The sequence below is a fragment of the Paenibacillus thermotolerans genome (genome assembly GCF_028745515.1).
GTDB classification, from domain to species: Bacteria; Bacillota; Bacilli; order Paenibacillales; family YIM-B00363; genus Paenibacillus_AE; species Paenibacillus_AE thermotolerans.
In genome coordinates, this window is record NZ_JAQZSG010000013.1 from 20,178 (window position 1) to 34,210 (window position 14,033).

16 protein-coding genes are annotated in these 14,033 nt (G+C 49.4%); all 16 read right to left on the reverse strand.

Going from position 1 to position 14,033, the window contains the following annotated elements:
* Positions 1 to 46: 46 nt before the first annotated feature.
* Entirely contained in the window at positions 47 to 1,342 is a 1,296-nt protein-coding gene (locus PT964_RS12660) for a phage major capsid protein (RefSeq protein ID WP_274363720.1), read from the reverse strand.
* A gap of 20 nt (positions 1,343 to 1,362) precedes the next feature.
* Positions 1,363 to 1,998 (reverse strand): HK97 family phage prohead protease, encoded by a 636-nt coding sequence (locus PT964_RS12665; protein WP_274363721.1) that lies wholly within the window; start codon positions 1,996 to 1,998, stop codon positions 1,363 to 1,365.
* Entirely contained in the window at positions 1,988 to 3,232 is a 1,245-nt protein-coding gene (locus PT964_RS12670; RefSeq protein WP_274363722.1) for a phage portal protein, read from the reverse strand. The genes PT964_RS12665 and PT964_RS12670 overlap by 11 nt, the downstream gene beginning before the upstream one ends.
* 4 nt (positions 3,233 to 3,236) lie before the next feature.
* Positions 3,237 to 4,958 carry a terminase large subunit gene (locus tag PT964_RS12675; protein ID WP_274363723.1) on the reverse strand — a complete coding sequence of 574 codons (1,722 nt, stop codon included), beginning with the start codon at positions 4,956 to 4,958 and terminating at the stop codon, positions 3,237 to 3,239.
* On the reverse strand, positions 4,918 to 5,268 hold the full coding sequence (locus tag PT964_RS12680; protein ID WP_274363724.1) for a hypothetical protein: 351 nt from the start codon (positions 5,266 to 5,268) through the stop codon (positions 4,918 to 4,920). The genes PT964_RS12675 and PT964_RS12680 overlap by 41 nt, the downstream gene beginning before the upstream one ends.
* A gap of 137 nt (positions 5,269 to 5,405) precedes the next feature.
* Positions 5,406 to 5,699, reverse strand: coding sequence for a hypothetical protein (locus PT964_RS12685; RefSeq protein WP_274363725.1), 294 nt, complete (start codon positions 5,697 to 5,699; stop codon positions 5,406 to 5,408).
* Between the two features lie 9 nt (positions 5,700 to 5,708).
* The gene (locus PT964_RS12690; protein ID WP_337995027.1) at positions 5,709 to 6,224 is read right to left on the reverse strand and encodes a hypothetical protein; all 516 of its coding nucleotides are present in this window, start codon (positions 6,222 to 6,224) and stop codon (positions 5,709 to 5,711) included.
* A 171-nt stretch (positions 6,225 to 6,395) separates the two neighbouring features.
* Positions 6,396 to 7,133 carry a phage terminase small subunit gene (gene terS, locus PT964_RS12695; RefSeq protein ID WP_274363726.1) on the reverse strand — a complete coding sequence of 246 codons (738 nt, stop codon included), beginning with the start codon at positions 7,131 to 7,133 and terminating at the stop codon, positions 6,396 to 6,398.
* A gap of 236 nt (positions 7,134 to 7,369) precedes the next feature.
* Entirely contained in the window at positions 7,370 to 7,936 is a 567-nt protein-coding gene (locus PT964_RS12700; RefSeq protein WP_274363727.1) for a tyrosine-type recombinase/integrase, read from the reverse strand.
* Entirely contained in the window at positions 7,933 to 8,238 is a 306-nt protein-coding gene (locus tag PT964_RS12705; RefSeq protein WP_274363728.1) for a hypothetical protein, read from the reverse strand. The genes PT964_RS12700 and PT964_RS12705 overlap by 4 nt, the downstream gene beginning before the upstream one ends.
* 411 nt (positions 8,239 to 8,649) lie before the next feature.
* The gene (locus PT964_RS12710) at positions 8,650 to 9,009 is read right to left on the reverse strand and encodes a hypothetical protein (RefSeq protein ID WP_274363729.1); all 360 of its coding nucleotides are present in this window, start codon (positions 9,007 to 9,009) and stop codon (positions 8,650 to 8,652) included.
* Positions 9,010 to 9,262: 253 nt separating this feature from the next.
* Complete coding sequence (locus tag PT964_RS12715) at positions 9,263 to 10,237, reverse strand: DUF5131 family protein (RefSeq protein WP_274363730.1); 975 nt, start codon at positions 10,235 to 10,237, stop codon at positions 9,263 to 9,265.
* 245 nt (positions 10,238 to 10,482) lie between these two features.
* Positions 10,483 to 10,740, reverse strand: coding sequence for a zinc-finger domain-containing protein (locus PT964_RS26545; protein ID WP_425262716.1), 258 nt, complete (start codon positions 10,738 to 10,740; stop codon positions 10,483 to 10,485).
* Positions 10,741 to 11,011: 271 nt separating this feature from the next.
* Positions 11,012 to 11,953, reverse strand: a complete 942-nt coding sequence (locus tag PT964_RS12720; protein WP_274363731.1) for a DUF3102 domain-containing protein — start codon at positions 11,951 to 11,953, stop codon at positions 11,012 to 11,014.
* Entirely contained in the window at positions 11,950 to 13,527 is a 1,578-nt protein-coding gene (locus PT964_RS12725; protein WP_274363732.1) for a PcfJ domain-containing protein, read from the reverse strand. Before PT964_RS12725 ends, PT964_RS12720 begins: the two co-directional genes overlap by 4 nt.
* A 15-nt stretch (positions 13,528 to 13,542) precedes the next feature.
* Complete coding sequence (locus PT964_RS12730; protein ID WP_274363733.1) at positions 13,543 to 13,986, reverse strand: hypothetical protein; 444 nt, start codon at positions 13,984 to 13,986, stop codon at positions 13,543 to 13,545.
* Between the last annotated feature and the right edge of the window lie 47 nt (positions 13,987 to 14,033).

The window sequence follows — 14,033 nt, forward strand, 5'->3', positions numbered from 1 at the left end:
CAAAGAACGGCGAGGTCTCCCCCGCCGTCCGGATGATTATGAGTTATTAGACCCCGCCGCTCGTCGCTTTTTTGACGATGACGACGCCGTTCGGATCGAGCAGTTTGCCGTCCGCAACGAGGATCGCTTTGTCGACGATCTCGTTCTTGTCGTGATCCGTGTATCGAACCATCGCTAGTTGAAGGTTGCTGTTGATTGCGTAATTGCTCAAGTTGCAATATACGGCAACCACATCGCCGTTCGCCGCAGTGTCATACGGCTTGATGAGATCGTCTTCGACCAGGATGACGTCTTTACCCGCGAACCGTTCTTGAATGCCGTTCGTAATACCGTAGTTGACCCGACCGATCGGCTGGCCTTGATCGTCGACCATGCCGTCGACGTACGTCTCGAACGTACCCGATGCCATGAAAAAGGATGCGCCTGCCTTGTACGCAAGCGGCATTTTCGCGAAGACCTTCGTCTTCCACGGCTTGTACTTCACGATCTCCGTTTCGTCTAAGGTAACTACCTGGGCAGCCGGCACCCGCGTGTCGATCGTCAGACCGAGCGGCTGGCCGACGCCGGTGCCAGCGATGATCGCCGCGTCGAGCGCCTTGACGATTGCTTCGAAAATCAGCTGGGTGACTGTCTGCTCGAACAGATCGAGCGTCGTAACGTTCGTGATCAGCGTCTGCGAGATCCGGCACTCGAGGCCGTAGTAGGAGAAGGATACGCTTGTGCTCATGTTGAGCTTCTGACGGTCGGAAACCGCGTTCTGACCGATCCATGTCGCGACCGGAATCAGAGAAGAAATCGGAACCTGAACGCCGCCTTGGATGTTCATCTTACGGACGCGGTTGTATACCTGCCCGTTGACTGTCATCTTCCGGATGACTTCATTCAGAATCGTCGTCGGGATGACCGCCGCTGCATCCGTCGTCGTAGTAGTAGCATCCGCCCGTTTCTCGAGCTTCAGCGGCTCTTGTACGACGCCGTTCTTGGCGTATGCCATGAACGCCTTCCGGTATTCGAGCGTCGAATACGGGTCTTCAGGGTCGGCCTGCCGCTGATTCGCCTGCAGACCGAAGGAAGCGAGCACCGTCGCCAATTGCGCGGCGGAACCGCCGACAACCGGTTGTGCGCCGCGAGCTTCCGAAGGTGGAGTGTTGCCCCCCGGTACCGGATCATCCGGCAGTTCGTCGATTTTGGAGCGCAGCTCCGCAATCTCAGCATTCAGCGCCTCCAATTCGGAATTAATGCCACGGAGCTCCTCGACCGAGTTCGACGTGCCGGCCTTCGTCTTCAACTGATTTCTACGTTCTTCCTTTTGAGCAAGGAGTTTCTTAAGGAAATCTTTCATCGCTGATCATTACCTTTCGTTTATAGGATTTGGCTGCGCAAGCGCAGAATTTCAAGCTCGTTTTTCGAACTCCCCAGTTCGGACCGCGCACTCTCCAGTGCGGCGCGGGCGCTCTCCAGCGCCTGCTCGTCACGAGCGTTTATATCAGTCCCGGCATAAGCCGGAAACGATACAGCAGATACTTCAATCACTCTTGCGATGTCCGTCACGCGTCGAAGCGGCAAATCGCTGTCGAGGTTCTCCCATTTCGCGTCCCGGATGACAAAAATAAAGGACATCCCATTGATGTCCTGGCGGGCGACGGACGAGTGAAGCGCCCGAGCCTCGGCATTATTTTCAACGTCGAGCATCCCTTTGACAGAAAGACCTTTGTCGTCGATCGAGAGCTGTAACGTGGAGCTCGCATTGTTATTTCGACTTCTGGCGAGCGGAATATTCTTCAGATTGTGGTTCACCGTTAGAACAACGTCTCTGAAGTCGGTATTCGCGAAAGCACTACGTTCAATCACTTCCTCGAACCAGCCGCCGATGTTGGTCCGTTGGTCGAAGACGGCCGCATGCCCTTGAATTACACCGCCTTCGCTTTCCGCTCGAAGGTCAGGAAAAACGAAGGACCTCATCTCACGGCTCAACAGTTCTGGCAGTTTATTTTTCATCTTCCTTCACCGCCTTTGCAGGTTTCATTTGCAATTGATATTGATTAACCAGGTTTACGTCGATGTAATTCAGCGACTGCGTCCGACGATCCCCGCCCGGCACCGGAGGGTATCCAAGCAATGCCAGCTTCTGGTTGTCGGAGAGGAGTCCCTGCTCGCCGGCCGTCTTCAGCAGGTTTATCTTCGCGTTCGTGCTCAAGTAATTCATGTCCCGCTGATAGAACACAATTTCGTTTCCGACGTCCGCCTCCCGCTCCGTGAAGATGGTCTTTGAGTATGCTTGTCCGTAACGGATGACGATAGGCTCTAGCGTCTTCTCATAGAACGCCTGATACTGGTTGTCATCGTACTCTCCGGTAAGGATCGGCAGAGGCACCCCGTACCAGTTCAAGATCGTGCTCTGCAGGAATGCGAGCGTCTCTTTGTCGACGAAGCGGAGGGATGACTTATCGAACGGTGTAAATTCTCCCTTGATGTCAACCGGTAAAATCCCGGTTTCCCCGGATGCTATCAGTCGCTCGAATCGAGCCCGCTCCGCCCGCTGAGCGTCGTCATCAAGCATAGTGTTGATTTTGACGACAGCTTGCACTGCTGCATTGATCTTCACCGCTCGATCAAGGCCTTGCATGATCGAGTGATTGATTTGCAGTGACTTCAGCAGGGCGGCGTTGTCCGGCTGGCCGTTCGCTCCGCCGCCCATCATCTCATTGAGCGAAAACTTCTTTCGGATATGAATTACGTCAGCGTATCGAAACGTGAAATCAACGCCAGCGGCAAAATGAAAGCGAATAAGCATTTCGCCGGCTAGATCCTGAAGGAATTCGACGCGGGCCGGATCGATCGGGTAGAACCCTCGATAGGTACGACGTTCGACTCCATTTGAAAAATCCGAATCGAAGATGGGAATGATGAATGCGTTGTAATTCATCATTAGCAGCCACGTCTTTTTTTCCAGATACTCGCTGACGGTCATCAGCTGGTTGGGAGCGAACCGGAATAATCGGTTCAAGTTCCCTCGCGGTACATCCTGCCGGTCATCCGTCGTTCGAATATGCCGCGGCTGCAGCTTACTGATCTCCGTTGCGATCACGTCGATGCACTCCTGGACGATATCCGAAGCGTAGATGTTTTGGCCGAACTGGCTGTAGATCGGAAGCGTTCCGTTGAGCATACGGGTATAACTCCCGTCCCGCCGGCCGCCCGCGAAGCCGCGAAGCCAATCCATTAATGCCATACAATCACGCCCCTCTCTTTGAAAGCTCAATAAATTCACTCCGGTTGTCGATGTACACCCGGTAGCAGATGATCATGGTTACGGCGCCGTCGATCTTCTTGTCTTCTTTTCCCTGAATTTTCACAGGCATCTGCTCAAGCTTGCTGTTCACGGCGAGCGAGGTGTTCTCGAGACACCACTTATCGACCGGGTCGTCGTTATACACGATCAGCTTGCTCCGAAGGTCCGCTTCTACGAGCTTCATGGGTTCGCTCATCGGCGCCCAGTCCTGCTTGACGCGAACCATATCGAACCCGGCTTCCTCCATTTCCTTAACCCAGTACTCCGCAGACCAGCGGTCGTATCCGACCTTGTAGGTCTTAATCCCGTAATCCTTGAACATCCGGACGAACCAGGCGGTGACATGCCGGAAGTCGTTCTCGTTTCCATCTGACACGGTAATTCGGTTGAGGCCGATCCATTCGCGGAACTTTGCCAAATCCTCTTTCGACAGCTGCGCGAGCTTAGATTCCGGGATGAAGTAATGCGAGTGTGTATATTTCTTCCCGGCCCGCAGGAACAGCAGGCGCGCACATGCAAGGTCACCGGACTTCGAGAGGTCGACGCCGCCGATCGCGTATGCCCCACGAAACATTTCGAGGTCGAACTTCTCTTCGTTCGCGATCTCCTCTGCCAGCAGCCACGCTGCCGCGTTGTTGGACTTGATATTAAAGTCCTTCGACAACATAAAAACCCGCTCGGCTTTGTCCTTCTGCGCCTTGCGGATTTGGTCCCTGATATATTTCGTTTTCTTGATCGTACCGAGGCTCGGATTCGACTTCTGCCACGTCCGAGGGTCTTGCCAAATCTCCTGCTCGCTGTCTTGCGTATAGAGCCACGGAAGCAGCGTAGCGTCCTCGATATCCTTCGCCAGCACCTGCCGCGCATATTTCAGCTCTTGGTCCAGATAACCGTCGTTCACGAACCCTTCTGTCGTGATGTTGATGAACCAGGGCTCGTCCTTCGTGGACTGCGACTGATCGATCGACTTCGCGATGACGTTCGTCGTCATCTCGTGCGACTCGTCAAGGATCGCGCCGTCGATGTTCCGGCCTTCTTTGTTCCTCGTCTTATCCGAAATTTTGAATATTCGACTCTTGTTCTTCAAGTTGTAGATGCCGCGCAAGTTCTTATGCGTCCGTTTCCCTTTCGAGTCGAATTGCTCGCGCATGTTGTTGATTTCGCCGAATATGAGTTCCGCCTGGCTATCGTCGTTCGATGAACACACGATATCATTGCCCCCGGTGCCGACCATCAACTCCGTCATGCAAAGCCCGGCGCAGAGCGTCGACTTCCCATTCTTTCGAGCGATCAGGAGAATTGCTTTCTTGAAGCGACGCAGCCTCTTCTTCGGCGGCTCCTCTTCGTAGTACTCACGATACCCTTCATCCGTCCACTTGAAGGAATAAAACGCCTCGATGAACGCCTTCTCCCACAATTCCAGAAGAAAAGGCTGCCCATAGAAGGGGCTCTTCGTGTGCCGGCAAAAATTTTCGATAAATTCGATGCGGAAATCAGCATCGGCCGTGTCGTATACGAATGCAGGATTGTCTAAGTCCTCAATTAGATTGTCGAGGAGTTGCTTCATCTCGCCGCCGACGAGAATTTCGCCGCGGTCGATCGCCTGCTTGTACTGGAGAAGGTAGTTAAGCTTCGGCACCGGCTCTTTCTCGCATGAACTTGTCAAATTCATCATCATCCTCGATCACGTTCTTCATGAGTACGCCGTTAAGCGTCTTAATGACGACCGCGTAGGAGTTCACGTTCTTAAGGTACTGCTTCGCTGCCTCAACCTGCCGTTGCAAGCGAGGGTTCGTCGGATGGATCTCGACCATGCCGGTCTTCTCCATTGCCTGCCGCAGCACGTGATTCTCAGCCTTGAGGAAAGCGGCATCCAAGATCAGGCCGTCGACAAGGTCCGCCTTTTCCGGTTCCACTTTTGCGAATACCTCGCGCAACTTCGCGAGTTCTTTCTGGAACGCTTCATTTTTTTCCAAACTATTTTTCACCTCACCGGATTTCAAATTTTTCGGCTCGTGCGAAAAAAGGGTCCCCAGTACGGTTATCAATAACGCTTTATCAGACTAAAGGGTGGGGGGTGGCCCGCGACATTCCCAATCGCTTGGGAATACCCCTATTTCATTAATGCGTGCCCATTTTTCGAGGCCCAAGCATTGTACTCTCTCATTGATAGTTCCATGCGACGCTCATGAAGAATAAGTTGTTCTCTATTGGACTGAGCCATTGCTTCATGAAACTTAATGGTGCCTTCGATTTGCATCCCAAGAAGCTTATGTTCATTAAACCAATGCTGCATCTGCTCTGCATAAAGCAGGTTCTCCTTGCAATCGTTGCAAGTAACACCGTCTTTTACAGGCCCTTTCCCTTCCCATGCTTTGTTGCACATTGTACAAAGAAATTTCGCCACTAATGTCACCTACTCCCGATATTGTTCGAACCACTTCTCAATGTATCCACGCCATTCATCCTTGCGGTACCGCCGATCCTCATCAGTTTCCAACCGCTGAAGGCAATCCTCTTTAGTGGACGCACAGAACACCAACTCTGCCCCCAGTTCGCTGGCCAACCATTCGCGCTTGTGACGGTCTGCATATCCGCCAATAATCCATGCATTATTCCATTTTCCAAAGCGCGTCTTAATGTTGTCTATCAAATGATTATGAACAGCCGTTACATTTCCAAGGAGATTGTCCGGTTTGTCATAAAACGGAAGACCTGAGACTGCTTCATATAATCGGTCCATATCAACAATCAGGTCACCACGACTCGCTTGCTGTTTTACCAGCTCCTGCTTCCCCGACAACGGTGGACCATAAACGATATATACTGCCTTCTTAGCTCTGTAACCAAAACGACTATGCTCCTCGTTATGGCACTCGCTACATATCAATTCCACAAGGTCCGGGTTTAAGCTGATGGTTTGATCGTGCACATTCTCCGGCGTTAACTCTATTTTGTGGTGGCCAATGATGTCGATCGACCGTGGAATTAGCTTCCTGCACCTTTGGCACCGGTTACCCCGTTCAGCGATAAGTCCTAATCGGAAGTTTCTCCATGGCTTAGATGCATAGAAGGATTGCAATACTGCGTATCGCGCCAAGCATCACCACTCCTTTGCCGCAAGTGCCTTGTTCTCAAGCCGCAGCTTTTCGATGCGCAGTCGCGCTTCCTCTTCTGAGAGCTCCTTCATGCTGAGTTTCTGTTTCAGATCGATAAGCTTAGCCTTTTTGTCCTGGACACGAGTCAACGCATCCTCAATGTTCAGAATGCGTTCAAGAACCGGGTGCTTTTTGGTCTTCCGCTCGACCTCCATCATGACCGGTTCGATCACCGGAACCATTGTAAGGTTGCCCTCAGCGTCAAACTCCGGAATATCCCCACGTTTCCGATGTCGGAATGGCTCGCTTGTCGTTTGGACCGACTCGCCGTCCCATCCATCTAGAATCTTGTTCCGAAGCTGCAGCATGCGGCGCTCGCGGATCTCCAGCAGCCGGATTTCATTGTTGATCTGGCCGATCGGGTCTGTATCAACTTCGAAGAGTAGCATTCGTTCGACCCACTCCAACGAATCCTCCCAAATAACTGCGTAGCTCCCATTCTTGAAGGCATTCTTGTTTCCCTTAGGAGCTCCCTTGCCTTTCGCATTCTTGTTTCCTTTCGGTGCCCCTGGCTTTCGAGGACCCTCAGGAAGCTCGTCCCACTTATCTAAACACTTCCATTTTCGAACCATCGCACTAGAGACGTTCAGCGCCCTTCCAATGGCTGCTGGGGTTAAAGTACGCTTACTATCTAACCAGAGCTTCAGGGCCTTCTTTCGAAGTGGACTGCGCTCTCTCGACATGCATTTCACCCACCTCCACGATAATTGTTTGTTCGGAACGCTTTTTAGACTTTGGAACGCTCATCGACTCCGGTTTTGCCTCTGAAATTCGCCTCGTTTTTGTCCCCGATTCCCCTAAAATATGGGTCTAGAGTGAACCACAACATATATTCTGTTGCACTCGTGGAAACAGGAAAATAATTGTCATTTCTAGGGCAGTTTTCGCTTTCAGAAAACGAGTGCGAAAGAGCACCTTTTTATGGGTAACTCAGTTCCAAAATTGCGGCATCCATCATGTCTTGAGTGAACCCAATATAGCGTAATGTGGTGGTTTCTTGGTCGTGATTGAACATGTCCATTAGTAACGCTAGGTTTCGCGGGTCCTGCCTGTACAGATGGTATCCCCATGTCTTTCTCATGGTGTGAGTCCCTATCTCTGTCAGACCAAAATGCCGAGCTGCCTGGTTTAACATTTTGTAAGCTGTGCTTCGGTCAATCGGTTGACTTCTGAGCTTGGACTTCTTTTTCGCTTGGCGGCTAGGGAACAAAAAGTCGCTATCGTTCATCTTGGCAATGTACTTGTCGAGGTCTGCTCGGATCGCAGGATGAATAATAAACTTCTTTTCTTTCTTCGTTTTCTTTTCCCGTATGTAGACATGGGTTCCGCGAACCATACCTGCTCGCAGCTGCCGTAGATCAGACACCCGAAGGCCACTGTATATACCAAATGTGAAAAAGAGATAATTCCGAAGACTACGGACTTTTAAGTAATTTTTAAGCCCTTCAATGATGTTTGGATCTCTAATCGGCTGAACGAAGTTCATACAGTATTCCACTCCGTCAAAATAACCCGATCTTTATGAATGGCTCCCCATGCCATTGCTTTTGGGATGTCTAAGTCTGACCTTCCATAGCAGGTAACAAAGATCAATTCTTGTTCCTTTACCTGGATGATCCACCAAACCCCCGCTAAGTGAAGGTACTGCTTTTGCTTCGAATAGTCCCGTTCTCGAAGTTGAGATTGACACAAGTCTTGCAACTCTTGCCGACCAATCTTTTCTACTCGATCGCAGTACATTTCGTAAGCATGATCTGTCAGCTGGACACTAAGATGTGCATGATCCATATTCTCCCTTCCCCCTAATAATGACGATTGCTATTCCCTCCCGCTGGTGCTTTCTTCTACATGAAAAAAGGCCGCTCATTAAGAGCGACCCTTCCTCAACCCGTTACCTTATTTGATAAGCAACGGAAACTGTCAGCCTTCAAGAAGGCGGATCACTTTCCATTGTTTATCGATTAATCGTCGATTCCTCGTACCGCACCATCGCAATACTGCTAAGGTTGTTGGTGCTTACCCTTTTTCAGGCCCTCCGTGGGACCATGGGCAACCTACAGCGCGGCCGAGTGCCTACTTGTGATAAGGGTACAGTAGACATTACCCGAGCAAATATTTCCATCTGCTCCATGCGTCTACTGTACCGCTCATTCACTTTCGTTTGAGTTCCACCTTTGTTCCGTATTACTCCCGTTTTTTTCATGTACTAAGTTGTCCACAGAACAAAAGCGTTTCTGCCAGAGTCTTGAGTCCGCTGTTTAACCTTCGATCTACAGCGCTCTTACTCCATCCCCGGTTCGAAAAGTACTGGATCGTAGCCGTGTACACATTCCCCTGTATATACCGGTATTCGATGACCCTTTTTACTTCCTCATCGAGAATGATCGAAACTGACCTTTCGATATCGCTGAGAATTGCCTTTAGCTCATCAGTAGCTTTATCGGGGAAAGACTCGACCTTTGCCTTAGCCTCCCTATATTGCTCCATATAAGCTTTCGTTTTTTCTATTTCATGTTCTGATGCTTCCGGAAACAACCCCAGTTGCTCCGCGTTCCCCATTCCCCTCACCATTCCCCTGTGTTAAAATAGGTGAGAGAACATTTGTTTCCCCCGCGCTCCGCCAAGAGTAAATGCGGGGGACTTTTTTATTTCCTACTTGTAACCATTTTGCCTCGCCAATTTGCGCAAATTTCTCTCGTTAAGCAATTTCAGAGTTTCCACCAGGAAACCTCGACGAACTAAAAATAATTCTACAGGTCCGAGTTTTACGATTGGTTCGTACATTTGGTACTCCTCCCATGTTCTTCATTATTCAGTCCGGCATCTCATCCCATGTACGGCCGTCAAGCTCTCGGCCTGCCCTTTTCTTGCCGAGACGCGACATCCATGCGCCGCCCCTTTCCCGCCAATCATGTTCAACACCTCCACCGTGTTTCCCGTGGCCAGCTCCGAGTGTTTCACCATCTGGAGCGAGAATCCAATCGTGTCCGCAAAACTTGCTTTTATCCTCATTAGTGCGATCTAACCATTCACCCCACTGCTTGAAGAAGAAAGACACGCCAGCTGATTGGCACTGATCCCTTAGCGATCTTGCCCAATCCGGATGCATTGGGCGTGCTCCCGGTCCGCTCTCGCCACCAGCGATGACCCAGTTGATGAGAGGTGTGGTCCAATCTCGGGATGACTTCCATCCCAAATGAACACGGATATCGAGCGGCCCAAGCAAAGGTTCGCAGGAGAGAAAGCGGATGGCCGCCTGCGTTTTGTTGAGCAGATGAACACGCGCATCCGCCGCATCCTGGTTCTCCACGCTTACGCCGAGCCAGACGTTCGGGAGGAATGGTACATCTCCTTCTCGATGTTCTCCTTTGATTATTAAGGCGAAAAATGGACGAGCCGGTGTGCCGAGATCACGCCAGTACCTACCTGACAACATCTCCATCATTCGCTGCGGCCGTTTCGTGAGGATCTGGTACGTATGCTGCGGGCTTTGGGCCATAATCTCAAATACGCTCCAGATGAAGTGATCGGGCACCTTTGGGTGGAACAGGTCGCTCATGCTGTTCACGAATATTCGCCTCGGTCGCTTCCATCTCAGCGGTTCAATAAGCTTGTCTGGGCGAAGCGTGATGTCGAACCCATTCTCAAAATAATGCCCCGGAGTACCCCGCCACCGCTCCGCGAATTTCAAAGCGTAGCAGTTTCGGCAGCCTTCGCTTACCTTCGAGCATCCCGTTACCGGGTTCCATGTGGCATCTGTCCATTCGATCTTGCTTTTATCGCTCATCCCTTCCCCCTCCTCTCGCGTACTTCAATATTCATTTTGATAAAAAAAGCTAATCCCCAATAATCCTTCCAAACTGCACCCGGTCCAGGTCGTTGACCTCGGCCGGACTTACCACGTAAGCCCGACCACTGATAATAACAATTTGCTCCTCTCCAACTCTTAGCTTCTTAAGGTCAGATACTAAATTCTCGTAATTTTGGGCGTTTTGACTGACTTTGTTTAACATGTATCCTCCGTATTTTATTTCAGACGGCTTCAGCTGCATCTGCCTCAGCTACTGCCTCCACTGCCAAGTGATTGTTACTACGCCTGTTCTCCCTTTCGCTTTCACAAACCAATGCCAGTTTCCGACCGTATTCTTGTATCTCCGAACCGATAGGGCATTCCTTTAAACAATAAGCGTCGGCCCTAGGGAAAGAACCACGTTGAATTCGTTCCTTGCACCCCTTGCAGTTCCCATCCACTAATCGATCAATCTGGTGTAAAACTTCAAGCCGATTCATCGTGCTGCTCGCCTTGATACCCAAGCAAAACCCCTCCCCTTCATTCCTGGGTCCTCAATCAAGTAGGAACTTCCTCTAGGCAAGTGCTCGCCTGTCTTTATCCATAACCTTCCGTAATCTGTATCAATGTACCGATATTCGGCCAATTTCGAGAGAGGGCTTACCATCAGTTTGATTCGGTCAATAGAACGACCTGCCTTAACTATCGGCTTCAACGCGTTGTTTATCATCTGCAGCGCTTTTGATTCCGCCTGAATCGTCATCATGAGATTTATAGCCTCTCGCCCATTTTATTCATCAACCCAACAACAGCCTTTTTGTACTTCTCGTGCTCTTCAGGAGTAGCCGTTTTGATTTCATCAAGGGCTCCCAACAAATCTTGGAAACCTTTCACCAGCGATTCAAAGCAGTAAGTGAATTTGATCACCGGTTTGTTGTTCTGCTTAGCTACCTTCTCTCTAAGCTCGTTCAACTCTTTTTCAATTTCATCAGGGACTTTCTCGATTACGGTTGTCGCCGGCACATCAATGGGCTTTTTGTTGAGTTCATCCTCGAGTTCCTTAACCGTTTTTTGAAGCTGCGCAAGATCCTTGCCCGATTTATCAAGTTCCTTCTTCAGACGATTTACCTCTTCGCCGTCACCGGAAGTTTCAGCTTCTTCAAGGTCGCGTTCTAATCGCCGAACGCGTTCTTCATCGGATAAACTCTTCTTTTGTAAAGCCTCATAATTTTGTTCAATTTTTTGCCGCTCTTGGCGTTCTATTTCCGCTTTCTCTTTTTCTTCCTTCAGCTGCTTTTCAAGTATTTGTTTCTCCTTGATCGCTTGCTGCAGCTCCCTTGTCGACATGCTCTCTACATCGTGCTCTTCCACGAATTTTTCTCGCTCATGAGCCGGAATTCCGAGAAGTGCCACCGCTTGTGTGTAGCTCAAATTGCCAAGCGCTTGTGAATTTGTGGCATCGCCGAAGAGTGACATCTGGTCGTTCCCGTACTCCTGATAAATTTTCATAAGGTTGTTCGCGGTACTTTGAGAATAATCAACCGTTTCCTCAAGCCAATTCCCCCATTCGCCATGTGGTACCATCGCCTTTGCTTCTACCAACCGGCGGCCAATCTCAATGCTAGCCTGCAAGAGGATCGATCTTGTTTGGTCCTTTATGGAATTAATCTCAGCTGCAATGACAATAGGCGTTCTCGTCGTTAGTGCGTTCATACAGCAACCTCCTGTTTTTCGGTGGGTTTACCTTTCGATTTCTTCTCCAGTTTTTCTTTCTTAAAGGCTTCAACGAAAACACTAACCTCATTGGTCATATTGCAGTTCTTCCGTCCCCTACACTGTGTAACCACGCCTTTTTGTACTTCCATTGTGTAGAATGGCTTGTCCGGTTCGGCGATTTTTCTAACGAAAAGTAAGTCTGTCTTCCCCTTCGCGTAATCCTCCGAATATCTACCAACACAGTGCTCAAGCTTTTTGCCTTCATCGATCAGCTCGGTTGCATCATAAGCCGGTCGGATAAATAAATCTCCATGCTCAAAAGAATATTTTTTGCTTAGAAGCTCATTTCGCTTTCTGATTTTTGCATTAAGCAATTCATCTGCTTTGTCATTTACCTGTTTTAAGGTATGCTGGTGGGCTTCGTGTAACTTGCTCGGAAAAAGAATGCGTTCACTTCCTAAATCCAGTTCAAGCTTCACGCAATCCCGTTGATAATCTCGCCATGTTCTCGCGACAACCTCTTTATCATGTGGACGACCTTGTTCTATTCCTTTCAAGTACTGCTTCTCGATATAGTTAACCGCTCGCCGCAGAGAGGTATACTTTAACGCTGCTTTTAAATCTTCGAAACAAGCACCAAAATTCTTTGCGACGTCCTGCAGCTCCACTAAGCTGTATTTTGACTTATCCTTTGCAACAATTTGCTGTAGACGAAGTGTAAGAGGATGAAGCTCACCTTTGAATTCACGAATCTCCCTGATCCGTTGGGCATCCAATCTCAGTACTTCTTGAGCCTTTACCCCTTTCCAATTGATCGCACCATAGGTTGGACTGCTGCCGCTTAGCTTTGCAGTGACAAAATAACGCATACCGGCCTTTGTTAAGAATTCAACGCATGGAGACTTAGTAAAGAGATCGAAGAATTTGACCATATCTTTGTCTACCCAGGTGTAGTAGGGGGTGTAGTACTCCCATGTGCTGTACTGATATGGCGTCCCTTCGACTGCAGACTTTACGCTTTCGAGAGAGCAGGTCTTATTGAAAATACTTGGATAATCGACAAATCCGGATCGCACTCTATCACTTTTTACCCATCCGCCGTTAAAAGTGGATAACCAATACATTTCACTGTTACCTGGTTCAAACAAATATAGATTCTCCGGGCGGTAGTCTGTCTCAACTTTGTAGTAGTCGCCACGATAATCACGTTTAACATACATTCCTCTAGCGACGATCGCTTGTGGATTAACAACAGATTTTTCGTAATAGACAATATATGCTGCGTCGTACAAATGCTTTCGGCTCATCCCACTGGCTTTTACGACGCATTCAGATCCGCATTTTGTGCAGGTCGCTTTACGTCCTGGTTTCAAATACTCGTCTGTCGCATACTCCTTCTGGCAGTGTGTGCAGTAACCAAACTGAAAGTTTTGGAATCGTCTCGTGAAAATATAACGGCTATTTGAAAGAACCTCGTTTGTGACGTAATCTGCGATTTCTTGACTAATTCCCTGTGGAAAGTGTGCATAGAATCTGGCAAACTGTTCATCTTTTATTGTTACTGGGGCCATAGGTCATCCCACCGATCACAAGAAATCGTCAAGTTTGACATCAAAGTCCGTACCGGATGAGGTAGGTGCCGGAGTTGATGCCGTTGTTGTCGGAGCCACTACCGCTTTTCCCTCACCATTAATCCCAAAATACTTAAGCACCACTGCAAATCCTTCAGCGTCTGTTAGAACAGCGCAGTTCCCGACTTTCTTCTTCTCAGCAACCTTACGCATTTCATCCAAGCTTTTTGCGATCGTTTTTTCTGCATTCAGCACCTTTTCTGCATCCTGCGGATTTGCTTCAAGATGTTTAATTAAAAATTGACCGACTACCAGCACATACGGATTGTTCTTGGTCGCCTTCATTTCGTCGTTTATTTTTGCGATTGCATCTGCCATTTGGCTTTTCCTCCCTGTTCTTTTTGGTGTGTCATATTCTGTGTTCCATACGATTTGAAAACCGTCATCACGGTCTTCCAATGGCTCCTCTCCGTACCGAGAGCTGCTCATGAACTGCACTCCTTACG

Coding starts and splice junctions, on each gene's coding strand:
- PT964_RS12710 (WP_274363729.1), bottom strand. CDS start 9,009: ATGGGGAACGCGGAGCAACTGGGGTTGTTTCCGGAAGCATCAGAACAT.
- terS (WP_274363726.1), bottom strand. CDS start 7,133: ATGTCGAGAGAGCGCAGTCCACTTCGAAAGAAGGCCCTGAAGCTCTGG.
- PT964_RS12660 (WP_274363720.1), bottom strand. CDS start 1,342: ATGAAAGATTTCCTTAAGAAACTCCTTGCTCAAAAGGAAGAACGTAGA.
- PT964_RS12715 (WP_274363730.1), bottom strand. CDS start 10,237: ATGAGCGATAAAAGCAAGATCGAATGGACAGATGCCACATGGAACCCG.
- PT964_RS12670 (WP_274363722.1), bottom strand. CDS start 3,232: ATGGCATTAATGGATTGGCTTCGCGGCTTCGCGGGCGGCCGGCGGGAC.
- PT964_RS26545 (WP_425262716.1), bottom strand. CDS start 10,740: ATGAATCGGCTTGAAGTTTTACACCAGATTGATCGATTAGTGGATGGG.
- PT964_RS12720 (WP_274363731.1), bottom strand. CDS start 11,953: ATGAACGCACTAACGACGAGAACGCCTATTGTCATTGCAGCTGAGATT.
- PT964_RS12665 (WP_274363721.1), bottom strand. CDS start 1,998: ATGAAAAATAAACTGCCAGAACTGTTGAGCCGTGAGATGAGGTCCTTC.
- PT964_RS12700 (WP_274363727.1), bottom strand. CDS start 7,936: ATGAACTTCGTTCAGCCGATTAGAGATCCAAACATCATTGAAGGGCTT.
- PT964_RS12705 (WP_274363728.1), bottom strand. CDS start 8,238: ATGGATCATGCACATCTTAGTGTCCAGCTGACAGATCATGCTTACGAA.
- PT964_RS12725 (WP_274363732.1), bottom strand. CDS start 13,527: ATGGCCCCAGTAACAATAAAAGATGAACAGTTTGCCAGATTCTATGCA.